This window comes from Pantoea sp. App145 (genome assembly GCF_047947045.1).
Taxonomy (GTDB): domain Bacteria; phylum Pseudomonadota; class Gammaproteobacteria; order Enterobacterales; family Enterobacteriaceae; genus Pantoea.
Genome location: NZ_CP133294.1, coordinates 70,974 through 97,677, shown reverse-complemented (window position 1 = coordinate 97,677; position 26,704 = coordinate 70,974). Strand labels below are relative to the sequence as shown.

Annotated in this window: 23 protein-coding genes; 10 read left to right on the top strand and 13 right to left on the bottom strand. The window is 53.7% G+C overall.

All coding sequences use genetic code 11. From position 1 onward, the window contains the following. Positions 1 to 70: 70 nt before the first annotated feature. On the bottom strand, positions 71 to 1,435 hold the full coding sequence (locus tag RCF31_RS27075) for a glutamine synthetase (RefSeq protein ID WP_416414769.1): 1,365 nt from the start codon (positions 1,433 to 1,435) through the stop codon (positions 71 to 73). A gap of 183 nt (positions 1,436 to 1,618) precedes the next feature. Here RCF31_RS27075 and RCF31_RS27070 point away from each other — a divergent pair, with 183 nt between their 5' ends. Genes RCF31_RS27070 through RCF31_RS27060 form a run of 3 tightly spaced genes read left to right on the top strand, consistent with a single transcriptional unit; the run spans position 1,619 to position 3,936 of the window. After that, positions 1,619 to 2,470, top strand: coding sequence for a MurR/RpiR family transcriptional regulator (locus RCF31_RS27070; RefSeq protein WP_299454413.1), 852 nt, complete (start codon positions 1,619 to 1,621; stop codon positions 2,468 to 2,470). Further along, the gene (locus tag RCF31_RS27065; protein WP_416414768.1) at positions 2,467 to 3,288 is read left to right on the top strand and encodes an N-formylglutamate amidohydrolase; all 822 of its coding nucleotides are present in this window, start codon (positions 2,467 to 2,469) and stop codon (positions 3,286 to 3,288) included. Before RCF31_RS27070 ends, RCF31_RS27065 begins: the two co-directional genes overlap by 4 nt. A gap of 3 nt (positions 3,289 to 3,291) precedes the next feature. Next, complete coding sequence (locus tag RCF31_RS27060) at positions 3,292 to 3,936, top strand: isochorismatase family cysteine hydrolase (RefSeq protein WP_416414767.1); 645 nt, start codon at positions 3,292 to 3,294, stop codon at positions 3,934 to 3,936. A 100-nt stretch (positions 3,937 to 4,036) separates the two neighbouring features. On the opposite strand, the gene RCF31_RS27055 is transcribed toward RCF31_RS27060, so the two are convergent. The 4 genes from RCF31_RS27055 to hisD are packed head-to-tail and all read right to left on the bottom strand — an operon-like array spanning position 4,037 to position 8,478. Beyond that, positions 4,037 to 5,044: an alcohol dehydrogenase catalytic domain-containing protein gene (locus RCF31_RS27055; protein WP_416414766.1), complete on the bottom strand. Its 1,008-nt coding sequence runs from the start codon at positions 5,042 to 5,044 to the stop codon at positions 4,037 to 4,039. Between the two features lie 6 nt (positions 5,045 to 5,050). Next, entirely contained in the window at positions 5,051 to 6,379 is a 1,329-nt protein-coding gene (locus RCF31_RS27050; RefSeq protein WP_299454422.1) for an MFS transporter, read from the bottom strand. Between the two features lie 29 nt (positions 6,380 to 6,408). Next, positions 6,409 to 7,155: an SDR family NAD(P)-dependent oxidoreductase gene (locus tag RCF31_RS27045; RefSeq protein WP_416414765.1), complete on the bottom strand. Its 747-nt coding sequence runs from the start codon at positions 7,153 to 7,155 to the stop codon at positions 6,409 to 6,411. Between the two features lie 9 nt (positions 7,156 to 7,164). Continuing rightward, the gene (gene hisD, locus RCF31_RS27040) at positions 7,165 to 8,478 is read right to left on the bottom strand and encodes a histidinol dehydrogenase (protein WP_416414764.1); all 1,314 of its coding nucleotides are present in this window, start codon (positions 8,476 to 8,478) and stop codon (positions 7,165 to 7,167) included. Positions 8,479 to 8,868: 390 nt separating this feature from the next. Between hisD and RCF31_RS27035 the strand changes: the two genes are divergently transcribed. The 4 genes from RCF31_RS27035 to RCF31_RS27020 all read left to right on the top strand — a co-directional run bounded on the left by RCF31_RS27035 (position 8,869) and on the right by RCF31_RS27020 (position 12,738). Continuing rightward, a complete protein-coding gene (locus tag RCF31_RS27035; RefSeq protein WP_084879401.1) occupies positions 8,869 to 9,153 on the top strand; it encodes a UxaA family hydrolase in 285 nt (94 codons plus the stop codon). A gap of 2 nt (positions 9,154 to 9,155) precedes the next feature. Continuing rightward, positions 9,156 to 10,325, top strand: coding sequence for a UxaA family hydrolase (locus tag RCF31_RS27030; protein WP_084879402.1), 1,170 nt, complete (start codon positions 9,156 to 9,158; stop codon positions 10,323 to 10,325). Positions 10,326 to 10,423: 98 nt separating this feature from the next. Further along, positions 10,424 to 11,746, top strand: coding sequence for a C4-dicarboxylate transporter DctA (gene dctA, locus RCF31_RS27025; RefSeq protein ID WP_416414763.1), 1,323 nt, complete (start codon positions 10,424 to 10,426; stop codon positions 11,744 to 11,746). Beyond that, positions 11,743 to 12,738 (top strand): Ldh family oxidoreductase, encoded by a 996-nt coding sequence (locus tag RCF31_RS27020; protein WP_416414761.1) that lies wholly within the window; start codon positions 11,743 to 11,745, stop codon positions 12,736 to 12,738. The genes dctA and RCF31_RS27020 overlap by 4 nt, the downstream gene beginning before the upstream one ends. On the opposite strand, the gene RCF31_RS27015 is transcribed toward RCF31_RS27020, so the two are convergent. Beyond that, positions 12,725 to 13,471, bottom strand: coding sequence for a GntR family transcriptional regulator (locus RCF31_RS27015; protein WP_299454448.1), 747 nt, complete (start codon positions 13,469 to 13,471; stop codon positions 12,725 to 12,727). The two genes, RCF31_RS27020 and RCF31_RS27015, sit on opposite strands and share 14 nt — an antisense overlap. A 263-nt stretch (positions 13,472 to 13,734) precedes the next feature. Here RCF31_RS27015 and RCF31_RS27010 point away from each other — a divergent pair, with 263 nt between their 5' ends. Next, the gene (locus RCF31_RS27010; protein WP_416414759.1) at positions 13,735 to 14,793 is read left to right on the top strand and encodes a YeiH family putative sulfate export transporter; all 1,059 of its coding nucleotides are present in this window, start codon (positions 13,735 to 13,737) and stop codon (positions 14,791 to 14,793) included. 800 nt (positions 14,794 to 15,593) lie between these two features. Then, positions 15,594 to 16,445, top strand: coding sequence for a sugar phosphate isomerase/epimerase family protein (locus RCF31_RS27005; RefSeq protein ID WP_299454453.1), 852 nt, complete (start codon positions 15,594 to 15,596; stop codon positions 16,443 to 16,445). Here the strand turns inward: RCF31_RS27005 and RCF31_RS27000 are convergent, their stop codons facing one another. The 5 genes from RCF31_RS27000 to RCF31_RS26980 form a co-directional block, all read right to left on the bottom strand. Next, on the bottom strand, positions 16,446 to 17,426 hold the full coding sequence (locus RCF31_RS27000; RefSeq protein WP_299454456.1) for a LacI family DNA-binding transcriptional regulator: 981 nt from the start codon (positions 17,424 to 17,426) through the stop codon (positions 16,446 to 16,448). 73 nt (positions 17,427 to 17,499) lie between these two features. Further along, the gene (locus RCF31_RS26995) at positions 17,500 to 18,642 is read right to left on the bottom strand and encodes a Gfo/Idh/MocA family protein (RefSeq protein ID WP_416414758.1); all 1,143 of its coding nucleotides are present in this window, start codon (positions 18,640 to 18,642) and stop codon (positions 17,500 to 17,502) included. Next, on the bottom strand, positions 18,635 to 19,708 hold the full coding sequence (locus RCF31_RS26990; RefSeq protein ID WP_416414840.1) for a sugar phosphate isomerase/epimerase family protein: 1,074 nt from the start codon (positions 19,706 to 19,708) through the stop codon (positions 18,635 to 18,637). The genes RCF31_RS26995 and RCF31_RS26990 overlap by 8 nt, the downstream gene beginning before the upstream one ends. A 14-nt stretch (positions 19,709 to 19,722) precedes the next feature. Next, positions 19,723 to 20,973, bottom strand: a complete 1,251-nt coding sequence (locus tag RCF31_RS26985) for an MFS transporter (protein WP_416414757.1) — start codon at positions 20,971 to 20,973, stop codon at positions 19,723 to 19,725. A 127-nt stretch (positions 20,974 to 21,100) separates the two neighbouring features. Further along, positions 21,101 to 22,108, bottom strand: coding sequence for a LacI family DNA-binding transcriptional regulator (locus RCF31_RS26980; protein WP_299454465.1), 1,008 nt, complete (start codon positions 22,106 to 22,108; stop codon positions 21,101 to 21,103). A 369-nt stretch (positions 22,109 to 22,477) separates the two neighbouring features. On the opposite strand from RCF31_RS26980, the gene RCF31_RS26975 reads away from it, so the two are divergent. Further along, entirely contained in the window at positions 22,478 to 24,883 is a 2,406-nt protein-coding gene (locus RCF31_RS26975) for a membrane-bound PQQ-dependent dehydrogenase, glucose/quinate/shikimate family (RefSeq protein WP_416414756.1), read from the top strand. Positions 24,884 to 24,935: 52 nt separating this feature from the next. Here RCF31_RS26975 and RCF31_RS26970 read toward each other — a convergent pair whose 3' ends face one another. Together RCF31_RS26970 and RCF31_RS26965 are read right to left on the bottom strand one after the other, a co-directional pair. Then, a complete protein-coding gene (locus RCF31_RS26970; protein ID WP_299454469.1) occupies positions 24,936 to 25,493 on the bottom strand; it encodes a hypothetical protein in 558 nt (185 codons plus the stop codon). Positions 25,494 to 25,527: 34 nt separating this feature from the next. Next, positions 25,528 to 26,700, bottom strand: a complete 1,173-nt coding sequence (locus RCF31_RS26965) for a Gfo/Idh/MocA family protein (protein ID WP_416414754.1) — start codon at positions 26,698 to 26,700, stop codon at positions 25,528 to 25,530. Positions 26,701 to 26,704 lie beyond the last annotated feature (4 nt).

Sequence of the window (26,704 nt, the reverse complement as noted above, 5' to 3'; positions counted from 1 at the left end):
CGTGATTGTTTAGCGAGTTGTTAATGGGTTTCCCCGGTGTTGGTCAGGCAAAAATGGTGCAAGGGGTCCGTCAGACGGACCAGGCAAAGCGGAACTTCTCGGTTGTGGTTTTTAATGGCAGGTGGCCATAACTTTCGTGTTCATGACGACGCACAGCAATCAAAGCGCCCAGCAGTTCCGGGCGGAACAACGCCCGGGCCAGCTCGCTTTGTTCCAGCCGGGTTAAGGCATCGGCCTGCGAGTAAATCAGGCGTTTGATCTGTTTCTCGCTGCGCTGTTGTTCAGAGAAATCAGCGGGGGCGGATTGCGTAGCTTCGGGTAGCGACATTGACTGCGTGTGACCTGCCAGCGCCATACCGAGCACCGCGCCACAGGCGATGTAGGGGTTCGCCGAAGGATCAATACATTTCACTTCCAGATGCGCACCGTACGGATTCGCCGGATTTGCCGCACAGTAGCGCACCGCCGCCTCGCGATTTTCCAGCCCCCAGCAGGCATAAGCACCCGACCAGTGTCCCGGCTGAAGACGATCGGCGGAAAGTACCGAAGGAGCCAGTAACGCCACCATTTCAGGCAGATAGTGGACAATCCCGGCAATTAAACTCCCCCCTTCCGCCGTGATGCCATACGCACAGTCACCACCGGCCAGTAAGGGTTTGCCCTGACGGGTAAAGGAGAAATGCAAATGCGCGCCATTGCCTGCCCCGCCTTCAAACGGCTTCGGCGAGAAGCTGACGGCTAATTTATGTTTGCGCGCGATACGGCCCAGCAGAATACGGGTCAGAACCAACCGATCAATGGCGGTGAGAGGATTCGCCGGAGCGAGGGACAATTCAAACTGGGCGGTACCGTATTCGGCATGAAATTGCTCAAGGCCGACACCCGCTTCGCCGAGTGTATTAACGATATCGTTAACCACGGCTTCCCTGTCCAGTAATGCGCCCATGCCATAGGCATGCCAGTGACCGGTGGCCGCGTCAGCGTCCTCCGGCAGTAAATAAAACTCCAGCTCACCCGCCGCCAGGGTCTCTATGCCTGCCGTCTGCAACGCTTCAACCTGGCTGCGCAGAAACTGGCGTGAACACCACGCTGCGCGGTCGCCCTCCTGTTCAAAGACATCAACAGGCGCCCAGCAAAATCCATCCTTCAGCTTCACCAGCGCCGTAAGATCAGCACGCAGGCGATCGTCACCTACCGCCGAAAATGCCGGGATCCAGGCGATGGCATTGTCAGCGCAAAATAACGCCCAGGAAGGTGACGCCCCGACACCAGACTGACTGATGGTTCTCAGGCGAGTGGCAGGAATAGATTTGCCACGAATAACCCCAGCGGAATCCACCAGGGTGGCAAATAAAGTGGCAACACCACTCGCGATAAGACTTTCACATTGAGAATCAATGGATTGATTATTTTCTACTGCCGCAACTTTATCCATTACACCGAGAACTCCCGTCTGCTATTTACTGGTGACCGCGCTTGAGATTTTTTTATATATGTTACACAATCAACTTAAAATCAATATGTGTAATATATATTAAATTCGTATAGCTGAATCACGCCGGTTGTGGCACTGTCTTTGTGGCAATGCCGCGAACAGGTGTGGTGAAGGAGAGCAGGTGTGCTGGCACAACAAATTAAAGACAGCATGGCGGAACTCAGCCCTGCTGAACGAAAAATAGCGCGGGCGATGCTGGCGGATTATCCCAGGGCAGGTTTAGGAACAGTGCAAACGCTGGCTGATCAGGCCGGCGTCAGTCTGCCCTCGGTGGTGCGTTTTGCCCGGCGTATGGGGTTTGGTGGTTTTGTCGATTTTCAGCAGGCGTTACGGGATGAGCTTTCCGAACAGGCCAAAGGACCGTTGCAGCGCCTGGATAACTGGGTGACCAATGAAAGCCCTTCGGCACTGATCGAGGCAGCCATCAAATCGTCAGTGCTTGCCATTCAGTGTTCGCTGCGTGATATCCCCGAGTTTGAAATCACCGAAGCAACCCGCTTAATCGGCGCCAGGGAACATCATGTCATTCTGGGTGGCGGGCGCATCAGCCAGTCACTGGCGATGTATTTCGGGCGCAACCTGCAACAGGTACGGCGTGGCGTCGATGTGCTTTCTGAAAATCATCATGAACGCATTCAGCAAATCATTGATGCCAATAAAAATGATGTGTTCGTGCTGTTTGATTTTCGTCGCTATCAACAGGATATGTATCAGCTGGCGCAGGAGATTGTGGCGCGGGGTGCCACGCTGATTGCCGTTACGGACACGCAACTTTCCCCTATTGCTTCTCTTGCCAAAGTGGTCCTGCCCATTCATGTCGAAACCCCATGGTTGTTTGACGGTTATTCGGCTGGGATTGTGCTGATCGACACGATTATCGCCGCCATCATGGAACATCAGGGCGATAAAACCGTGGAACGGCTGAAACAATGGGAAGCGCTGGGCCCCCTTTCATTGAATGCAAAATCTAAATGACTTTTCCAGATGAGGTAACGTTAGACGTGAGCGCACCACTGCTTTTTCCAGATGAACCCGCACCCTTTGTCGTCGAAAATCGAACCGGTCATTCGCCTTTTCTAATCCTGTGTGATCATGGCGGGAAACGCATCCCCCGCCGCCTGGATGATCTGGGCTTACCACAATCGGAGATTGACCGACACATTGGCTGGGATATCGGGGTTCTGGCGGTTTCCCGCCACCTGAGCCAGTTGCTCAATGCTCCGCTGGTCCATCAGATCTATTCGCGTCTGGTGATTGATTGTAACCGCAATCCGGGTATTCCCAGCTCAATCCCGACGATTTCAGAGGCTACCCTGGTGCCCGGCAATATGACGCTGAGTCAGCACGATCGCGACCAGCGCCAGACGGAAATCTTTGCGCCGTATCATGCGGCAATTCGGGACATCCTGGCAGAACGCAAGGCACTCGGCATCCCAACCTGTTTACTGGCGATGCACAGCTTCACCCCGGTGTTTCACGGCGAGCAACGTCCGTGGGAAATTGGCGTGCTATACCAGCACAAGGCTGACTATGCGCTGGCGATCCTCGAACAGCTGCAACAAAGCCAGCGCTGGACGGTGGGCGATAACCAACCTTATTCGGTGTCCGACGAAACAGATTACGCCGTGCCGCAGCATGCGGTGAAGAACGATCTGCACTATGTCGAAATTGAATTGCGCCAGGATCTGATTAGCCAGCCAGCGGGACAAAAAATGTGGGCTGAGGATTTGGCACCGATTTTCACCCAGTGCTGGGAAGACATTGTCAGCCATCAATTTAAAAAGGAAGCATAATCGATGTTTCATCCAACCAGTCGCAACATTGCTATCGAGAAAGCATCCGCCACCCTGCTTTTTATTGATGTGCAAAACTACAATGCCCGCCGTGACGGCGGTGAATATGTGGGTATGTCTGCCGCGCAACAGAATGAACAGTTTGGTTATTTCTTCGATATCATCGAGCGCGAAACCCTGGGCAATATGCAAAAGATCCAGGCGGCCTGCCGTGCCGAAAAAATTGAAGTGATGTATACGGTGATCGAGAGCCTGACCAAAGATGGCCGCGATCGCAGTCTGGATTACAAAATTACCGGCTTCAATGTCCCGCGCGACTCGTGGGATGCACAGGTGTTAGATGCTATCGCCCCAGGCGAAGATGAAATCGTTCTGCCCAAAAGCTCCTCCAGCGTGTTTATCTCCACCAATATTGATTACGTGCTGCGCAACCTTGGCACCCGTTATCTGGTGATTGCCGGATTCCTCACCGACCAATGCATCGAAAGCGCGGTGCGCGATGCCTGTGACCTCGGGTATCTGGTGACGCTGGTGACGGATGCCTGCGCGACACTCTCCCCCGAGCGTCAGCAGAACTCGCTTACTGCGATCAAAGGCTATTGCCGTCAAATCACTACAGACGCGTTTTTAAGCGAGCTGTCAGCGTAATGGCATATGCTGTAGCGGCGCGATTTATCGCGCGCCTTTTAGTCGGTGCACCGAGGAAAATAGCGCGATAAATCGCGCCGCTACACATCAACGGAGGTATTCAGGGAATCAGCAGAATCTTGGCAGCAGAGACGCGCTGCGACTCCAGATCATCGAAAGCATTCGCCCCCTGCTGCAACGCCCGCTGTTCCACCCAGCCCAACGTGCCCAATGCGCCCTGCTCCAGCATCGATAACGTCAGATGGAAATCTTCCATGGTGTAGGTGTAAGTTCCCAGCAGCGTAATCTCGCTCAGGGTGATTTTGCGCATATCAATCTCGCTGTCCCAATCCTGCAAACCGATGTGCATAATCACCCCACCGGGTTTCACCGCATGCACCGCCAGTTTCCGTGTTGGACCAGCGCCTACCGCATCGATGACCAGCTGCTGACTTGCCGCTTCTACCGGCGTCTCAATCGGGTTGATGCTGGCACAGCCGGTATGGCGCTCAGCCGCTTCGGCGCGTAACGGGTTGGTTTCCGCAAGCGTTATCTGACGACATCCCCAGGCGCGCAACACCAGCACCGTCAGCAGACCAATTGCCCCACCGCCGATCACCAGCGCGTTAGCTTCTGCCAGTGGCATCTGCAATGCCCGCTGGGTCAGGCGTAGCGCGTGCACTACGGTGGCGGCCGGTTCGGTGATCGCCGCGTGCTGCAACGAGATACCCGCTGGTAATGCCACCACTGAACGCGCCGGAATCGCCATATATTCAGCAAAGGCACCGGGCCAGTCCATGCCGATCATATGGCGGTCGCTGCACAGGTTGTCACGCCCCTGGCGGCAATATTCGCACTGCCCACAGGTGATTAACGGGTTGGCGGTCACCCGCTGCCCCGGTTGAAAACGCGCTGACTGGCTTTCCACTATCTCCCCTGCCAACTCATGTCCCAGCACCAGACCAGGTTGGCGGCGTGGGTCTTTGCCGTGGAACGCATGCATATCTGATCCACAGATGCCCGCTGCCGCAATGCGAATCACCACCTGATCGCCCTCTTGCGGCAACTGCGGGTAGGGTCGTTCCTGGATTTCAACGCCCAGCGGGCGGGTATAGACAAGCGCTTTCATGCTTCCTCACTTAATCAGGACAGAACGGGGGAGATTGATGCTGCCTGCACCATGGGTGCGACGCCACAGGTAAACGGCGCAGACAGCGCTGGTCAGGCCGATAATCAGCACATAGGCGCAGATTAACCAGGGCTTGCCGCCCAGCATGTCCGAGAAAATGGTGGCCAGCACTGGCGTTAAACCACCGGCAAACACGCCCGAAATCTGATAGGCGAACGAAATCCCGGTATAACGCACCGATGCGTCAAAACATTCCGAGTAGACCGATGACAGCGTGCCAAACACCGCCGCATGGAAAATGCCGAACGGGATAACAATGGCAGTCCAGACCAGCCAGATATTATCCGGATGGTTATACATCAGGGCGAACGCCGGGAAGGCGGAGAGTCCCGACAAGGTGGCCCCCATCGCAAAGATACGCGCACGCCCCCAGCGGTCGGCCATATAGCCCCAGAACGGGATAAAGAAACTCATCACCAGCGCACTCGCCAGAATGGCAACAATCGCCTGATCGCGCGGAATGTGCAGCGTTTGCGTCAGCCAGGTCAGTGAAAAGACACCGAAAATATTGAAGAACACTCCATCAATCAGACGCATCCCCATACAGGTGAACACCACCCCGGTGTTTTTGCGAAATAACTCCACCAGCGGGATACGTTTGGGCGCGTTTTTCTGTTCCTCCTGTGCCTTGAGGAAATCCTGCGTTTCCGCCACGTTTTTGCGGATATAAGTCCCGATGATGACAAACACACCACTAAGCAGGAACGGCACGCGCCAGCCCCAGGACATAAAGGCTTCATCGGGCAGCAGCAACGACGCCAGTCCGATGGCGGCGGAGGCCAGCAATAACCCCAGCGACATCCCCACCTGTGGGATACTGGCGAAAAATGCGCGGTGTTTCTCCGGGGAGGATTCGAACGTCATCAGCACCGCACCGCCCCATTCGCCACCCAGACCAATGCCCTGGATTAAACGACACAGAATCAGCAGGCAGGGTGCCCACAGGCCAATCTGGTGATAGCTGGGTATCAGCCCGATAAATACCGTCGCCCCACCCATAATCACCAGGGTCAATATCAGCATCTTCTTGCGGCCCAACGTGTCACCGAAATGACCAAAGATAATTGCCCCCAGTGGCCGGGTGAGAAAACCAATCGCAAACACGCCATAGGAAAGCAGCGTAGTAATAAAGGGATCACCTTCCGGGAAATAGAGTTTGTTAAACACCATCCCGGCAACGGTGCCGTAAAGAAAAAAGTCATACCATTCAATGGTCGATCCAAACAGGCTCGACAGGGTGACGCGTCGCAGGTTACCGGCAGCAGGTTTTTGCATGATGTGTTCCTCTGCGCTGAAGGGAAGGATCAAATGGCGCTATAGCCGCCATCGACCATCAGGGTTTGCCCGGTGATATAGGCGCTGGCGTTGCTGGCGAGAAACAGCGTTACGCCATGCAAATCCGTCATTTCACCATTACGCCCCAGGCAGGTATGGGCGGCGTGCCGTTCACGCAGGGCATCGTCGGCAAACACCGGACCGGTTAAGGCCGTGGGAAAGAAACCGGGACCGATGGCATTGCAGGTGATACCTTGACGTCCCCAGCGCTGAGCAATGGCGCGGGTTAGCTGGACGATGCCGCCCTTGCCTGCGCCATACGGCGCGCTGTTGTCAAATGCTCGTGAGGATTGCAGCGAAGCGATATTGATAATGCGCCCCCAGCCACGCTGTGCCATGCCGGGTGCCAGTGCCTGCGTCAGAAAGAAAGGCGCTTTGAGATGCAGCGCCAGTTGCTGATCCCAGGCGGACTCGCTCACCTCTTCAAACGGCTGACGCAGATTCACCCCGGCGGCGTTCACCAGGATGTCCACCGCGCCGCAATCCGCAGCCAGCTCGCTCAGTTCGGCCTGCCGGGTGATATCGGCGCACAGATAACGTGCTGAACCACCCAGCCGCTGGGCGACGTCAGCCAGCTGTGCCTCACGCCGCGCCGCCAGAATCACCCGTGCACCAACGGCCACCAGCGCCTCGGCCATCGCGGCACCGATGCCACTCCCCCCGCCCGTCACCAGCGCGGTTTTGCCCTGTAAATCGAATAACGTTGCAGGATGCATAGGATCTCCTTAGCGCGTCACCGGCATGCCGAGCTGGAAGGTATCGCTGGGGAAGTATTTCTCCAGCCGCACTTCCGCCGTGCGCGCATGCGCTTCCATCCCTTCCAGCCGGGAGATACGCGCTGTGGTCTCGGCGATCTGCGGCACCGCTTCGCGCGCCATCTGTTGCCAGGTCAGCGTCTTGAGGAATTTGTGTACCGACAACCCACCGGAATAGCGCGCGGCACCTTTGGTCGGCAAAACATGGTTGGGTCCGCTGCATTTATCGCCAAAGGCGACGGTGGTTTCTTCACCGAGAAACAGCGAGCCATAGCAGCTAAGGGAATCGCGCCACCAGTCCAGGTCGCGGGTATGCACTTCAAGGTGTTCCGAGGCGTAGCGATCGGAAATGTCGACCATCTCTGCGCGGCTGTCACATAAAATCACTTCGCCGTAGTCGCGCCAGGCGCAGCTGGCCGCATCACGGGCCACCGGTGGCAGTTGATCAATCAGCTGTGGCACCTTCTGCATCACCGCTTCCGCCAGCGGGCGTGAAGTGGTGAACAGCCATGCAGGGGACTCATGACCATGCTCGGCTTGTCCCACCAGATCGCTGGCAACGATATCTGCATCCGCGCTGTCATCAGCAATCACCGCCACCTCGGAGGGACCAGCAAACACATCAATACCGACCTGACCGAACAGCGTGCGTTTGGCTTCAGCTACAAACTTATTCCCCGGCCCTACCACCACATCCGCCGCTTTGCCGGTAAATAATCCCCACGCCATCGAAGCAATCGCCTGCACTCCGCCCAGCGTCATAATGGTGTCAGCTCCAGCCCGCTGAAAAGCGTAGAGAACGCAGGGATGGATCGATTGCCCCAGGTAAGGGCCTGAACAGGCGATGATATTTTTCACCCCAGCGGCTTTCGCCGTTGCCACACCCATATAAGCAGAAGCGATATGCGCATAGCGTCCTGCCGGGGCATAACAACCGACCGTTGTCACCGGCAACACTTTCTGTCCCGCCACCAGCCCGGAGGGCAGGCGAACGTCAAAGTCTTGCACCGAAGCGCGTTGCGCGCAGGCAAAGGTGTAAACCTGATCGATGGCGTAATCGATGTCGCGACGCACGTCAGCAGGGACGGCACGGATCTGCGTAGCAATATTCTCCCGCGTCAGAATGATGTCACCAGACCAGTTATCGAGTTTGCTGGCGTAGTGGCGAACCGCCTCTTCACCCTGTTCTTTAATGGTGGCAAGCATCTCCTCCACCACGCGGCGGGCTTCAAAAGTATTAGATTCCGGCGTTTTACTTGCTTTTTTTAACCAGGTAACTGACATACGCGTCTCCAGAGATTGATAGGTTTCCGACAATAGGCGAAGGTGCGGACTCCTGTGTCATATATATGACTAGAACTATCTATAGTGAGCTATGCCGGTAACTGCAAAAGGCATGTGAACAAAAAGTGATCACGATCGGCTTCAGTCGCCGGAAGTTCAGGCGTGATCACATTTTAGTCACATCGTTCGATGCATAGAAAATAAAGTATTATCAATCATCGATTTAATCGATTACCTCCTTCTCTCCTTTCTCTTCCCGCGATGTTCAGCCGCTATTCGTGAAGCGCCTCCCAAAAACAGATGTCGGGAGAAGATAATTTTTGCCCCGTCAGGTCATTTAATATATGTCATATACATGAGTTCATTTGTTGTCCACTAACGGAGGCAGTTATGAGTATCGATTTTGTCGTACACGATGATGGTGATTCTGTCGGGGTGGTAGTGGTGGAAGGTATCGAGGCGGGCCAGACCCTGACCGGATGGATCATGGATCAAAACAAAACTATTGAGTTTGCGGTTAAGGATGCCATTCCCATCGGCCATAAGTTGGCAATTCGCGATCTGGCGGTGAATGACACCGTCATTAAATATGGCGAAGACATTGGCCGGGTCGTTGCGGCGATTAAGCAGGGCGAGCATCTCCACGTACATAACGTCAAAACCAAAAGGTGGTAATTATGGAAATCACAGGACGCCAGTTTGCAGGTTATCGTCGCGCCAATGGTCGTGTTGGCATTCGCAACCATGTCATTGTGCTGCCGGTGGATGATATCTCCAACGCGGCAGCAGAAGCGGTGGCGAATAACATTAAAGGTACCATCGCCCTGCCGCATCCCTATGGACGTTTGCAGTTTGGTGAAGACCTGGAGTTGCACTTTCGCACCCTGATCGGCACCGGCTGCAATCCCAACGTTGCCGCCGTTATCGTGATTGGGATCGAGCCGGGTTGGACAAAGCGAGTGGTGGACGGCATCCAGGCCACGGGCAAACCCGTCGCCGGTTTCTGGATCGAGCAAAACGGCGATCACAACACCATCTGCGCAGCTTCCCGCAAAGCGCGTGAATTCTCGCAATATGCCTCGGAGCTGCAACGCGAAACCTGCGACATCAGCGAGTTATGGGTCTCGACTAAATGCGGTGAATCGGATACCACCTCCGGCTGCGGCGCGAATCCTTCCGTTGGCAATTTGTTTGATCGTCTGTATGAAAACGGCAACACCCTGCTGTTTGGTGAAACCTCCGAGCTGACCGGCGGTGAACATCTGGTGGCGGCACGCTGCGCCAATGCCGATGTGCGTCAGAAGTTTCAGTTCATGTTTGATCGCTACAGCGCGATGATCGATCGCTGGAAAACCAGTGACCTGTCTGAGTCACAGCCAACCAAAGGCAATATCGAAGGCGGCCTGACCACCATCGAAGAAAAAGCGCTGGGCAATATTCAGAAGATCGGGAAAAAGTGCCGCGTGGATGGGGTGCTGGATAAAGCGGAAACCCCCACCGGGCCGGGATTGTGGTTTATGGATTCCTCCTCGGCTGCCGCGGAGATGGTGACGCTCTGTGCTGCCGGTGGCTACGTGGCGCATTTCTTCCCGACCGGCCAGGGCAACGTTATCGGCAATCCGATCCTGCCGGTGATCAAAGTCTGCGCCAACCCGCGTACGGTGCGCACCATGTCTGAACATATTGATGTTGATGTCTCAGCCGTGTTGCGACGCGAAATGAACCTCGACGGTGCTGGCGATGCGTTGCTGGAGTGTCTGCTGCGCACGGCGAATGGTCGCCTGACGGCGGCTGAAGCGCTGGGACATCGGGAGTTTGTGCTTACCCGTATTTTCGAAAGTGCTTAACCCCCTGCCCGCCTTCTCTGGCGGGCGTGATTTCCACTCGCCTGCGGCGGCCTGCCGGACGCCGGTTTGCAGCCGCCAGGCTTCGCGAGGACAACCAGATGCGATTGCTCAAGCACCTTTATGTCCAGGTCCTGATAGGCCTGGTCGCCGGGGTTGCTGTGGGGTACGCCTTTCCTGATTTTGCCGTTCAGATGAAGCCCCTCGGTGACACCTTTATCCGTCTGATCAAGATGATCGTGACATTAGTTATTTTCTGTACCGTGGCGATTGGCATTGCGCGCATGGAAAGCCTGAAGCAGGTCGGTAAGGTTGGCGGCAAAACGCTGATCTACTTTGAGGTGGTAACCACGCTGGCACTGGTAATTGGCATGGTGGTGGCGGACGTCATGAAACCCGGTGCCGGTATGAATGTCGATGCCAGCAAGCTGGATGGCAGTGCGGTAAATCACTACGTTAACGTCAGCGAACACAGCAAAGGCTTTCTCGAACAGATCATTCCGGATTCGGTGATCGGCGCCTTTGCGCAGGGCAATCTGTTGCAGGTGTTGTTGTTCTCGGTGCTGTTCGGTATCGCGTTGTCGCTGGTTTCACAACGCAGCGCCTTTATCACCAAAACCATTGAACAGTGCGGTGAAGTCCTGATGCGCATTGTCGAACTGATTATGCGGCTCGCACCGATCGGCGCTTTTGGTGCCATCGCCTTTACCGTCGGCAAATATGGCCTGACTTCGCTGCAACATCTCGGCATGCTGATAATCTGCCTCTACATCACCAGTTTCCTGTTTATTGGCGGCGTACTCGGGCTGATCTGTAAACTGGTGGGCGTGAGTCTATGGCGGTTAATTCTCTATTTCCGCGAAGAGTTACTGATTGTGCTGGGCACCTCCACCACCGAGTCTGTCCTGCCGCGTCTGATGATCAAGATGGAGAAACTGGGTTGCGATCGCGCCATTGTCGGGCTGGTGCTACCGACCGGATATTCATTTAATCTTGACGGCGCGGCGATTTATCTCACTATGACTTCGCTGTTTATTGCGCAAGCCACCAATACCGATTTGACGCTATGGCAGCAAATTGGCTTGCTATTGATCCTGCTGCTGACGTCGAAAGGTGGCGCAGGGGTGGCTGGCGCGGCATTGATTGCACTCACCGCCACCCTGGCAACCCATAACATCATCCCGCTGGCGGGGATTACTCTGGTGCTGGGTATTGACCGGATTTTGAATGAAATGCGCGCCGTGACCAACATGATCGGCAACGTGGTCGCTACGTTGGTGATCGCCCGCTGGGAACAAAAACTGGATTTGGCTCAGGCGCAGGAGCAGCTGCGTCTGGGGCCGGAAAAAATGATCATGCCAGTGGATTCCCCGGCAGAGGAACCATTGTCAACCACACAGATAGGCAGGAGTACGATGCGATGAGCCATGAAACCCTGGCGCTGACAGAGCTGGAAGCGCTTGCCCGACGCGCGTTATGTCAGTCAGGCGTTGACCACCAGTCGGCTGATGCCACCTGCGCCGCACTGATGGCGGCGGAACGTGCCGGAATCGCGTCACACGGTTTCGCCCGGCTGCCCTATTACCTCGACCAGCTGGAGAGCGGCAAACTGAACCCCCGCGCCGTCCCGGTGATCACGCAACGCGGCGCAGTGGTCAATGTCAATGCGGATTCCGGCCTGGCGTTTCCCGCCGTGCAGCTCGGTCTGGACCGGGGAATGGTGCTGGCGCAGGAGTTTGGTGTGGTCGCGGTGGCTATCGGTTATTCTCACCATTTTGGTATGGCCGGTTATTACGCCGAACAGGCGGCCCGCCAGGGATTGGTGTGCATGGCGTTAAGTAACGGTCCGGCAGCAATGGCCCCCTGGGGCGGCAATGTGCCACTGTATGGCACCAACCCCATCGCTTTCGCCTCACCACGCGCCAGCGGCGAACCGCTGGTGATTGACCTTTCCCTGTCCGAAGTGGCACGCGGTAAGATCATGCTGGCGAGTCAGAAAAAGGAAGCCATCCCCGCAGGCTGGGCGATCGACCGTGACGGCAATCCAACAACTGACGCTGATGCGGCACTGGCGGGCAGTATGGCCCCCGCAGGCGGTGCCAAAGGTGCGGCGCTGGCGTTGATGGTTGAATTGCTCACCGCCGGACTGACGGGCAGCCATTACGGTTTTCAGGCCAGTTCGTTCTTTAATACGGAGGGTGGCTCCCCGCATATCGCACAGCTGCTGTTGCTGCTGAATCCGGCTTTCTTTTCCGCTGGCTATGTTCAGCATACGGAAATGTTGTTCAGTGCGATGCTGACGCAGCCCAACGTGAGATTGCCCGGGGAGCGACGCCAGGCCACTGCGCGGCAAAATAGCGACACGCTGAGTTTGCCTGTGTCGCTGCTGGAGCAGCTGCGCATCAGAGCTGGTTGAAATAGGCATGGTGGCGGGTGAGTACAGTGGAGACACGGTACTCAACCGGCCTATCCTGAAAATCCAGCGCAACGCGGTAGATACGCAACAATGCTTCCCCTTCTGTCGCCTCAAGATGCAGGACCTCATCCGGTCCCGCATTCACCGCTTTTATCTGTTCATGGGCGTTAGCCACCGTGCAGGCAAATTTCTGCTGATATAGTTGGTACAGCGTGTTGGGCAGGATTTCCGGTTCCCGATCCAGATGGGGAAAGCGTGCGGCATCAATATAAACATGCTCGAGGATGGCAGGAGCGCCATCCAGATCGCGCACACGCCAGATATGAATGACTTTACTGCCGGGCGTAATAGCCAGCGCGGTAGCTTCTTCCTCAGAAGCGGTACGTAAATGGCGCGCCAGTACACGTGACAACGGCAGCGAACGCTCGCCATTTGCCCTGAGAACATTGAAGAAGCGGAACAACGCGCTGTCTGAATCATGGGCCGCCACCACGGTGCCTTTGCCCTGATAACGAATCACCACATTGTTACTGACCAGTTCATTGAGCGCTTTGCGGAGTGTACCAATGCTGACATTGTAGGTTTCCGCCAGACTCGCTTCGCTGGGAATATAGGTACCTGCGGGCCATTCGCCGGAGGCGATTCTTTCCAGCAGCAGCTGGCTGATTTGCAGATATAGCGGCTGAAAAATCGCCGCTTTCACTTCAGCGGATGATGAGATGTCCTGATTCATTTACCTTCCTCCACAATCCGGCACAGCGAATGCCTGTAGGATTACTATGACATATACAGGAGTTAGCACCATCCTGGTGCTGTAAAAAAGTGATCGGGGAACAGAATTTGCGATCAAATTTACCATCTTGTTATTTTAACAAATTAACAAACCCGCTACGTACGTTGATTACCTGATATTCAGATTGGTTATAACGATATAATCAATTTTTCATTCGGCTGCAAAGGTCTCATCCTTAGTCCTGTAGAGGAGAGGAGGACAACATGGCCGAATTATCAGTAGCTCGTTATCAACAGGATCTTAAACGCTTCATTCCCGGGCTGGCACTCACGGCGGTGATTGCCTTCACCACTGCATGGCTGGGTAACCAGCCGGTGATGTCGGGCCTGGGGCTGGGGGCGCTGACGCTGGCAATCATCGCCGGTATCGTGGTGGGGAATACCTTTTACCCCGCATTGCATCCGCAATGTGATGAGGGTGTGCAATTTGCCAAACAGAAATTGCTGCGACTGGGGATTATCCTCTATGGCTTCCGCCTGACATTTCAGCAGGTGATGGACGTGGGATTGAGTGGCGTCATCATCGATGTGTTGATGTTAAGCAGTACTTTCATCCTTGCCAGTGTGATCGGTTCGCGGTTGCTGGGTATTGATCGCAAAACTGCCTGGTTGATTGGTGCAGGGAGCAGCATTTGTGGTGCCGCAGCGGTGTTGGCAGCCGCCCCGGTGGTAAAGGCTGGACCTGCCAAAGTTGCCGTGGCGGTCGCTACCGTTGTGATTTTCGGTACGCTGGGCATTTTTCTTTATCCGCTTATCTGGCATGAATTTGCGCAATATATCCCAGGCATTTCGCTGACCCAGTTTGGCGTTTATACCGGTTCCACCATGCATGAAGTGGCGCAGGTGGTTGCCGCAGGGCACGCAGTCAGCCCGGAAACCGAGAACGCCGCGGTAATCGCCAAGATGCTGCGTGTCATGATGCTGGCCCCTTTCCTGCTGCTGCTGAGTGTGTTTATCAGCCGGGATAACGGGGAATCCCGCACGGCAAAACAGCCAATTATTTTCCCCTGGTTTGCCCTGATTTTTATTGTGGTGGCGTTATTTAATTCGTTTCATTTTTTGCCCGCGCCGATGGTTGCAGGCATCAATACGCTGGATAATGTGTTACTGGCAATGGCGATGGCGGCACTTGGATTAAGCACTAGCGCACGTCAGCTGGTTAATGCCGGTGCAAGACCGTTTATGCTGGGTTTAATCTTGTTTGTGTGGTTAGTATTAGGCGGCGGTGCCATCAACCTGTTGATTCATCAATTTATGAGTTAATCGATATTCTCAGTAAAGATGATAGTTAATCACGCCATAAACATTTTCGGCCATTCCCCTCGCCTTATTCCCGGATGTTAACCAACAACGCTGGCCTTAACTGGCCAGCATATCTGATTGTTAAACAAAAACTAATCAGGAAGTCTCAGTCACCCTAATGCCCTTGTTCACCAAAAGAGTATCCACAAGAGAATGATACAAACCAGTATTATAAATGCTGCATTCAGTCCATTCTCCAGAGGTAATCCCAAATACTCCATATGCTTCCTCATTTAAAAAATAAAAAAATCCATGCCATAACGTTATTAGTAAAACATTTTGTTTATTAGAAATAATTATTCCCAGAACCCAAACGTTGGTCCACTTATTTCTTTATAAGTTCACCGATTGGAGTGCGCATAAGTGTAAAGTTTTCGTAATAAAAACACCTCAATTTCGCTAAGCTGGCAATCTTGACTTATTTTTCTACTGAAAAAAATAGAATTTCTCATTAATAATGAGCAACGGTGGACATATTTCTCGCAAAAGATTTGAGATAAGTTAATTTAATTATGGCATCGGTCTGTCGCAGTGTTACCTGACAATCGCATCCTGTCCGGCATAGAACGGCAAAGCGGTTCGCATACCTGAAATCAAACGCGCAAATTTGTGACCAGACCCACAAAATCGGCGTTAAATCAATAGCTTTACCCTGCCCAACTTTGTAAAAGCACGCAACGCTGATACGATTTGTAATCGATTACTTTTCATTTCAATCAAAAATGTAATCGATTACTTTAAATTTATGGGATGGATTACTGATGAAAAACACATTGACCGGAACTGCCGTTATCTCGCTTTCATTGATCATTGCCGCAAGCTGCACCGCGGCCACCACGGATTTACCGATCGCGCTGCAGATGTATACGGTGCGTAACAATGGCACGCTGGAACAGCAGTTTGCGCTGGCACAACGTGCTGGCTTCCATGCTGTTGAACTGGTGAGCGATCAGGGTGTGACGGCCCATGAAATGAAACGTCTGCTCAGCAAATATCATTTGCAGCCCATTGCCGATCATGTGCAACTGGACGATCTGGAAAATCATTCCGCCACTATCGTGGCCTTTAACAAAGCCATCGGTAATACCACGCTGGTGATGCCGTGGATCAAACCTGACGTTCGACCGGACAGTAAGCAGAGCTGGCAACAGATGGGGCAACGCTTAGATGCCATTGGCAAAAAGTTAAAAGCCCAGGGCATGACACTCGCTTACCATAACCATAATTTTGAAATGAAGAAGTACGACGGTCAGACCGCGCTGGATATTCTGATGTCTTCCAGCAACCCAGAGCATCTTAAGCTTGAACTGGATGCAGCATGGGCTTCACGCGGCGGCCAGGATCCGGCAGTGATACTGCAACGCTATAAAGGTCGGGTGTTTGCGATCCATGCAAAAGATAACGCGCCCATCGGTATTCGCGACGATCAGATGAATTTCGCGCCAGCGGGCGAAGGGTTGCTGGCCTGGAACGAGATCATGCCAGCAGCGAAAGCCGCAGGCGTGCAATGGTATATCGTCGAGCACGATAAACCTGGCAACGAAGCGGAAGCTATCATTACCGAATCAAATAAATTCCTTCAGCAACAACTCAGCCCTGCGGGCGTGAAATAATCAACTCGATGCGCGGTGCAGGAATTCCCAGTCAAGAATGATTTTCTCCGCCGCGCTACCGGGTTCATCAATACGCCGTAGCAGCAGACGCACTGCCTGGCGGCCAATTTCCCGTGACGGTTGCAGGACCGTGCTTAATTTCGGGTAAGTCATCTCACTTAATTCCGTGCCATCGAAACCAATAACGGCGATATCGTCAGGCACCGTCAACCCGGCATCCTGGATGGCCCGCAATGCCCCGGCTGCCAGCGTATCGGAAACGGCGAACACCGCATCAGGGCGTTCGCCCTGGCTCAGCAATGCCTGCATGGCGTTTCTGCCCGCTTCATAACTGAGATCGGCGGCATATACCACCGACTGCCAGGCGCTACCCGCATCCGTCAGCGCCTGGCGATAGCCCTCTTCCCGCAGCCGGGCATATTTGTAGCTTAAATCATGGTTGATCATCGCAACGCGTTGGCATTTACGCTGCAAAAACTGTTGCACGACATAGACAGAAGCATCGCGATCATGGATACCCACGGTGGAGACCGCAGAGGCGTCATCGTACTCAGCACACTGAACCCAGGGCGCATCGCCGATTAGCGTGGTCAGCTCGGTCAGGCTGGCAAGCGCATCCATGGTGATAACGCCATCAACCATCTTGCCGGAGAGCAGCTGCAAACTGGAGCGGGAACGTTCCACATCGGAACCGGAGTTGCACAGCAGGATGCGATAACCATTTTTTTCGGCTTCGGCTTCGATGCCTTTTACGACATCCGCACAAAATGGGTTGGCGATATTGGACACCATGACCAGCAGCATACTGCTCCGGGCGGTGCGCAGCTGTCTGGCAAGTAAATTTGGCTGGTAATTGCTCTGCTCAATCGCCTCAAGGACTTTGATCCGGTTGCGCTCTTTCACGCTGCCCTGATTATTCAAAACCCGTGATACGGTTGCCACTGAAACGCCGGCCAGGCGAGCAATTTTCTGAATCGACATGACGCCCACATATTCGTTAAAACACAATTATTCGCAGGATATCATACAACTGGCCGGCTCAATCATGCCTGATTTATAGCGGCGCGACTTTCACCCAACGTTGTTCGCGATGGCTCTGAATCATGGCTTCAATCACCAGCATGATCTGTGTCCCTTCGCGGAAAGTGGCATAGCTGTCTCCCCCGGACGATCCATTGCGCACCGCGCCATAAAATCGACTGAGCATATTTCTGAACGCATCCGGCCAGCCTTCAATATGCCCGCCCGGGAAGTGGGCACTGGCAGCCACATCACGGCTCATCAGCGACGGGTCGTCACTCAACATCGCGTTGGGTTTGGCCCGGTATCCCAGCCACAACTGTTGTGGCACTTCCTGATCCCAGGCCACCGAGTGATCACTGCCGTTCAGTTCAAAATACAAGCGGTTTTTACGACCGGTACTCACCTGCGATACCGTCAGACTGCCACGGCTGCCATCGGCAAAACGCAACAGCACATTGGCATAGTCTTCGGTATCAATCGGCTTTTCATCGTACTCCGCCGTTCCGCTTGCGCCAAAAGTCGCCTGCTGCTGCCGTGGAGCATGACGAACGGGCCAGACGATGGCGAAGTCGGCCATCACTTCCGTAATCAGCTGCCCGGTCACAAACTGCACCGTATCACACCAGTGTGAGCCGATGTCGGCTACCGCGCGGGAAATTCCGCCAATTTTAGCATCGGTGCGCCAGTTAAAATCTGTCTGCTGCACCATCCAGTCCTGGAGATAGCTGCCATGGGTGGCAAACACCCGTCCGGTGCTGCCAGAGCGGACTAAACTGGCCGCCTGTTGCACCATGGCGAACTGTCGGTAAACGAAGCTGACGCCATTGATCACGCCTTTCTCGTTTGCCAGAGCGAGCAGCTCCCGCGCTTCAACGCTGGTCATACACAGTGGTTTTTCAGAAAAGATATGTTTCCCGGCCAGCATTACCTGGCGGTTAATGCTGGCATGCAGATGGTTCGGGGTGCAGTTATGAACCACCTGCAATCCCGGGTGTTGCAACAACTCAGCCACATCGGCATAGGCAAAAGGGATGTTCAGTTGCTGTGCTTTTTTCTGTGCCTCTTCCAGAGAAGCATCACAAATCGCCACAACGTCCACATCGCCAAGCCTGCGGATAGCTTCCAGGTGCGCGGGCCCAATAAAACCGGCCCCGATAATGGCGGCTTTAATCATGTGTGGCATCTCCCGCCATTCCCAGCATGGCTTTAATTTCTGCCCGATCCGAGGCAGTCTCAGCAAAATCATCAAAGGCGCGGTCCGCCACCGGGATGATGTTACGTTTAATAAACTCAGCCCCTTCTCTGGCACCGGTTTCGCTATCTTTCAGGCAACACTCCCATTCCAGCACCGCCCAGCCTGCATAATCGTATTGCGCCAGTTTGCTGAAAATCCCGGCAAAATTGATTTGCCCGTCACCCGGTGAACGGAACCGTCCGGCTCTTTCCAGCCACGGTTGATAACCACCATAGACACCACTTCGGGCTGAGGGAGTAAACTCGGCATCCTTCACGTGGAAGGCACGAATATGTTGATGATAAATATCGATAAAGCCAAGATAATCCATATGTTGCAGCAGCATATGGCTGGGATCATAAAGGATATGGCAGCGGGGATGATTGTTCACCGCATCGAGGAAACGTTCGAAGCTGACGCCATCATGTAAATCTTCGGAGGGATGCAATTCGTAGCACAGGTCAACGCCCTGTTCGTCAAACACATTGAGGATCGGCTGCCAGCGACGCGCCAGTTCCGTAAAAGCCTCGTCAATCAACGCAGCTTTCCTGGGAGGCCACGGATAAAAATAGGGCCATGCCAGCGAACCCGAGAAGGTAGCATGCGCATGTAATCCCAGCTTCGCTGACGCGACGGCGGCGCGTTTAACCTGAGCTATCGCCCATTGCTGGCGTGCGCTATCGTTTTGACGCAGTTCCGCCGGACCAAAATCACTGAATGCCTGCTGATACGCCGGATGCACCGCAACTAACTGCCCTTCAAGATGCGTTGACAGCTCGCTAATCACCAAGCCATGCTGCGCCAGGATACCCTTCACCTCATCACAATAAACCTGGCTTTCTGCGGCTGTGGCTAAATCAAAGATTGCCGGGTGGTTACAGGGAATCTGCACGGCCCTGAAACCCAGGCTGGCGGCCCATTCCGCCAGACCCTGCAGGGAGTTAAAAGGTGGCTGGTCTCTTATAAACTGGGAAAGGAATACGCCAGGCCCTTTTAATGTTTTCATCATTACCTCTCAGGTTATTTAGCCACTTCAGCATCTTTATAGTGGAAGGAAAGCAGGAAAATGATGGCAATCACCGCGGCGGCAATCGCCGGGATCCACCAGAATGTTGGCCAGTTCGCCACCACGTCACCACTGCCCTGATTGATCAGGCGGTTATACAACGCACCGGAGATCTGCGAGCCCAGTAACATGCCGACGCCATAGGTGAACATCACGATCAGGCTCTGCGCCTGGCCTTTCACTTTGTCGCCAGCCACACGGTCGGTGTAGATAAAGCCAATCACGAAGAAGAAGTCATAACACACGCCATGCAGCAGGATGCCGAGGTACAGCACCCAGCGCAGTTCTTCATTGACGCCTAAGGCAAACAAGGCATAGCGCACAAACCAGGCGAGCATCCCCACCAGCAGCATGACTTTGACACCGAGGCGTCGGAACAGCAGCGGGATAACCAGCATGAAGAAGATTTCTGACATCTGACCGAACGACATCGCCGTACTGACATTGCTGATGCCAAGATCCGCCAGGAAGGACGCGGTGTAGGCATAGTAGGTCCCGAGAGGAACCGATATCAGCGTGGCGCAGATGGCAAAGATCAGGAAGTGGCTTTTTTTGAGCAAGGCAAAAGCGTCGGCACACAACAGGTCGCGCAAGGCCAGCGGCTGGCCTTTCGCCGGAGCCGGTGTATGCGGCAACGTCAGGCTATACAGCGCCAGTAACAGTGAACAAATCGCCGCCAGATTAAAAATGGACGCGCTGGCCGCAATGCCCGTTACCCCGATGCAGATACCCGCCACAATCCAGCCAATGGTGCCGAATACGCGCACCACGGGAAAACTTTTCTCACTGTTCGCCAGGTTATGGAAGGCGATGTTATTAGCCACCGCCAGGGTCGGCATAAAACACAGCGTATACACGAACAACAATGAGATCAGTTGTCCCCCGCTCTGGTTTTCCAGCGCCTGCGGCACAAACCACAGGATGACCGCTCCCAGCAGATTCAGTACCGCCATCACTTTCTGCGACGCAAAGAAGCGGTCAACCAACATCCCGAGCACGAAGGGTGACAGGATGGAGGCAACGGGTTGTGCAGAGAACGCATCACCGATTAACGCCGCCATATTATGCTGGGTCATCACCAGCCCGAGCGTCACGGACCAGGTACCCCAGATGAAAAACTGAAGAAACATCATCAGCGCGAGGCGAGGAACTAATGCCCTGTGCTGTGTTGCGCCTGCAACAGAACCTGCGATTGATGAAACCATGGTAGCCTCATAAAGTAATCGATTACAAAAGTCAGTTCGCAAAATGTAATCGATTACTTTTCTACTTATCAGGATTTTTCGGCCCAATTGCGAGATGCATCACAAAGAGATTTTGTCGCGGGTCAGGCTACACATTCCACGGCGTGACCACATTGACTTTTGAGAAGGCAAAATTTTGCTCGCTGGCTGGCAGGAAACCATGAAAAATCAATAATGTCTGGAACACCAGTCGGGCATCCTGCCTGAGATCATGCTGGATGACCGCATGAAGCTGACCCTGCAACAGCAATTCCCGGTTTTCCTCATCCACATCATGACCAATGTAGATTTCAATCGGACGATTCGCGCTCTGAAAAGCGCGTAATATGGCGGCGTTACCCCCTCCTACGCAATAAACAGCGCGCAGATGAGGATGTTCAGCGAGCGCCTGAGACACCACCGCAAAAGTTGGCTCATCAACGCCATAGCCTTCACTGATGCGTATCGGGTTAATTTCCGGCGCCATCGCTTTCAGCCCCTGACAAAAACCATTAACCCGTTCTTCTTCTCCCAGGAAATTCTGGCTGCTTAATACAACACCGACATCAAAAGCTTCCTGTTTTACCCACTGGGACATTAAATAAGCCGCAGTCTTACCTGCGGAAATATTATCCATACCTACGTAGCAGAGACGTTTACTTTCCGGTACATCGGTTACCATGGTAACAACAGGCACACGATGTTTTTGTAATTCCTCAATAGTACGGGAAATGACCTTATTATTTTCTGCTTTTAATATGATGCCATAACTGTCATTCGCACAGCGCAGCATCAGTTTTTTCATTTCATTGGTACTGATGGTTTCAAAACAATGAAAGCGTAACTTTAATTGAAACGGCGCGAAGCGACTCATTTCATCAATCAGTGCATCACATACCAGACGGCTGAAGCGTTCAGGTGTATGCAGAATGACATCAAAAGGGATGGTTCTGCCTGCCGCCAGACTGGTGCGTTCCTGCACTTCCAGATCTCTGATTGCCTGTTTTATACGGCGGTCTGTTTGCGCATGGACTGCGCCACGCTGGTGAAGTGCACGATCGACGGTCGCTTTGCTCACACCCGCCTGAGCAGCAATTTGTTTGATGGTAAACTTCATTTTGAGGTTTTTTTGAGGTCTTTAAGTTCTTTTGTTACCTAAATGTACATGATATTGTCTTGTCGTGTTACTTAATTTAATAAATTTTTATTAAGACGAAAACGATGACTTAAGTTGTAGTCAGCGAACAACCTTGTTTGCTGCCTTTAAGATCAGGGTTAAAGCCATGTATAAATTACATCTCTGATATCCAACCTTAGCAAGGCAACAATCAATTTTATTTATTTCGCAGAAACTCCGTTGCCTTTGACAACAGGAGCGAGCCGCTGCGTCTTTAAAATATAGCAGGGAGCAATATAAACATTAACCATAATTCTCATCACATCTTTATTAAGGATGTGTATTTTAAACGCAAGGGTATTTTTAAACATGAAGAGTAGTATTAGCATTTTAATCCGGCTGGTGGGGATCGGTCTGATCCTGCTCGGCCTGGCTTTAGCCGCAGGTGGGGCTTATCTGATTAGTCTGGGTGGTTCGTGGTTCTATCTTCCGGCAGGACTTGCCATGGCAGGTTCAGGGTTAGGGTTTTTCCGCGCGAAAGCCTGGGCCGTCTATCTCTCCTGGGCGCTGCTTATTGTCAGCCTGATTTGGGCCTTCTCCGAAGTCGGCAGCGATTTCTGGCAATTAGTCCCGCGCACCATTGCATTCCTGATTATTGCTTTACTCGCAACGCTGTTCTCACCGCTGTTGAAGAACAACAGTGGCTCACCGGCCTTGAATAAATATGTGTCTTACGTGGTGTCGCTCAGCATTTTCGTCGCGCTGATCACGATGTTTGCCAATATGTTCCGGGTACATCCGGAGGTCGAAGTCGAAGCAGGCACCCCGCCACCTACCGTGATCGATAAAACCGCAGAAGATAACAGTGGCAACGACTGGAGCGCCTGGGGAAGAAACACCCTGGGACAGCGTTTTGCTCAGTTTCAGCAAATCAACACCACCAACGTCAAAGACCTGAAAGTTGCCTGGACTTATCGCACCGGGGATCTGGCGATCGATGGTGCTGAATACCAGACCACACCGTTGAAGGTGGGTGACACAATGTATATGTGTACCCCTTTCAATAAGATCATCGCTATTGATCCTGAAACCGGTAAAGAAAAGTGGCGTTATGACCCGCAGGTTAAAATTGGCGGTGCCAATGCCACCTGGAAACGCTGTCGTGGTATTGGTTATGCGGATCTGACGACATTGCCGATAAATGCTGACGATCACAGCCTGCCTGTGGCAACAGTAGCCTGCCGCAAGCGCATCGTCGGCACCACCATTGATGCGCGCATTTTTACCGTCGATGCTGAAACCGGTAAGCTGTGTGACGATTTTGGTGACCACGGTTTCGTCGACCTGCTGAAAGGCCTTGGCCCGAGAGCGCCGGGAGACTTCTTCCCGACCTCTGCACCGCTGGTTGCTGATGGCATCATCATGGTCGGTGGTCATCTGAATGACAACCTCGAAACCGGTGAGCCTTCTGGTGTAGTGCGTGGCTATGATGTTCGTAGCGGCAAGCTGTTATGGGCATGGGATCCGGCACGTGGCGCAAAAGACAGCTCGCCGCTGCCAGATGGCGAAGTTTACGCCGAAGAGTCACCTAACTTCTGGGGTACTGCCTCCTACGATCCGAAACTGGGTCTCGCCTACTTCCCGACAGGTAACCAGACGCCTGACTTCTGGAACGGCAACCGCCATGGCTATTCTGAAGAATATAATGACTCCATCGTTGCGGTTGAGATGAAAACCGGTAAAGAGCGCTGGCACTTCCGCACCGCCAACGCTGACCAGTTCGACTATGACGTTTCTTCCCAGCCGATTCTGTACGATCTACCTGGTAAAGATGGCCAGGTTACGCCGGTGGTTATTCAGTTAACCAAGCGTGGCGAAGTCTTCGTTCTTGATCGTCGCACCGGTAAACCCGTGGTTCCAGTTGAATACCGCAAGGTCGCGACCGATGCCATGCCGGGTATGAAAGTTGCTGACACACAACCCTTCTCAGCCATCTCTGTCGGTGCTACGCCGCTGAAAGAGAGCGATATGTGGGGCGCATCGATTTTTGACCAGCTTTATTGCCGTATCCAGTTCAAACAAATGCGCTGGGAAGGTCCGTTTACCCCGTTGTCCGATAAACAGCGTACCCTGATTTATCCAGGCTATTACGGCGGGTTTAACTGGGGTGGCGGCGCACTGGATATGTCTACCGGCACGTTGATTGTTAACGATATCCGCATGGCGCAATGGGGCCAGTTCATTAAACGTGAAGAGGCTGAACGTAAAGGACTGAAGGCCAGTACCGAAGGGGAATACTCCGAGCAATTAGGTACGCCCTGGGGTGTGCAACGCTCAATGTTTATGTCACCGCTGGGTGTGCCTTGTTTCAAACCGCCATTTGGTAGCATGACAGCTATCGACCTCACCACGGGAAAAATCCGCTGGCAGGTGCCGGTAGGCAGTATTCAGGACGCGCCTGTGCATGGCATCACGCCAGGAGTGAATATCCCGTTGGGTATGCCAACCATGGGTGGCCCGCTGGTAACTAAAGGAGGCCTGACATTCTTCCACGGTTCTCTGGATTACTATGTCCGCGCGTTTGACAATAACACGGGTCATGAGCTGTGGCGTGGACGTCTGCCCGTCGGTGGTCAGGGTGCGCCGATGACCTATATGGGTAAAGATGGCAAACAGTACATCGTAGTGGTCGCCGGAGGGGCAACCCGCACCGGCACCAATGCCAACCGGGGTGATTATGTGATTGCCTATGCCCTGCCGGATAAAAAGGATTAATTCATCACTACGCTGATGTGAGACCTAAGGCTGTTCCCCGGAACAGCCTTATTTATTGCTCCAGTTCACGTTGATAGCGCTCCAGCCCCTGTTGCACCTGATGATAAAGGTCAGCTTTCACGCTTTCAATTAAGCGATTGCGCTGCATCTCCTGATGATAAATCGGGTCAAAAATCTGCACATAACCTTCCCACGCCAGCCCTTCAGCGAACAAAGATTGCGGTAACAGCATTGCATTAAAATTCATACCATTCGCATCAGGACAACCACGGTATTTTTCCAGCGAGATGATGCGGCAATGCTCATAGGGACTGACATAACAGGGCAATCTAACCGCGATGCCCTGATGACTGGTGATGAGCGTCAGCCCGGAAACACTAAGATAGACAGGGATAGGTTTGCGCATTTTACGCCGGAAGGCATCGTCAAGAACGCAGACGTTAATCGCTGTCAGAGCGAGCTTACAGCGCCATTGATTGAGATAGTGCTCCATCAGATTCAGCTTTAGCTGATTCGCGTTGACTCCCTGATGCTTTGCCAACTGTCTGAAGCGCCCTTCAATCCTTTTAGCAGAATCAGGATCACCATGCTGAACAGGTAAAGTATGCATCGGGGAGCCTCCGTTTTCAGTGAGTTGCTGATGCTTAGCGATATTTGGGCTTCACCCAAACGGTACCTTGTTCGTGGCTATCGACCACGGCATCGACAAACGCCACACCTTTCAGCCCGTCATAGATTTGTGGCACAGCGGCGCCGATACCCTCAATCTCCTGCTGCTGATCGCGCGCGCGCAAAGCAGAAGCAAACCCGCTGTAGAGATTGGTAAAAGCTTCAATGTAACCTTCCGGGTGCCCGGGCGGCGTGCGGGTACGGGCTTTGGTCAGATCATCCAGATCTTCCCGACCGCGTTTGATAATCTGCGTATAACCTTCCAGCGGCGTGTAGACCAGCTCATTGGGCTGTTCCTGATACCACATCAGGCTGCCGGTTTCGCCGAAGACACGCAGACGCAATGCGTTAGAACAACCAATCGCCACCTGAGACGACCACAACAACCCGCGCGCGCCACCCTCGTACCGAATCATCACATGGGCGTTATCATCCAGCGCACGTCCTCCGACAAAGGTGGCCAGGTCAGCAATCACACTCTCCGCCTTCAGCCCGGTAACATAAGCGGCGAGATGGTAGGCATGGGTACCGATATCCCCAATTGAACCGCCACGACCATTTTTCTTTGGATCAACACGCCACGCCGCCTGCTGGTTATTTTTCAGTTCGACCCCGGTCGCCATCCACTCCAGCGGATATTCCACCTGCACGGTGCGCACATTGCCAATCAGCCCCTGAGCCACACGCTGGCGGGCTTCCATAATCATCGGATAGCCGGAGTAGGTATAGGTGACGCCGAGAAAACCGCCGGTGGTGCGCACCACCTCCGCCAGTGCTTCGGCATCATCGAGCGTGGTCGTCAGTGGTTTTTCACAAATGACATCAATACCCGCCTCAAGAAAAGCGCGTGCAATCGGGAAATGGGTAAAATTGGGGGTGCAGATCGCCACCACATCAACCCCGTCTTCACGCACTTTTTCGGCGGCAATCATTGAGGTGTAGTTGTCATAGGAGCGATCTGCCGCGATATGATGCTGCGCCGCAAAAGCATGCCCACGTTCGGCATTGACATCAAATGCGCCAGCCACCAGCTCATACTCATTATCCAGCCGGGAGGCAAAGCGATGGATCCCACCAATATAGGCACCTTCGCCACCGCCAATCATACCGAGACGAATGCGTCGGCCTTGCAGGGATGATTTACTCATAAGG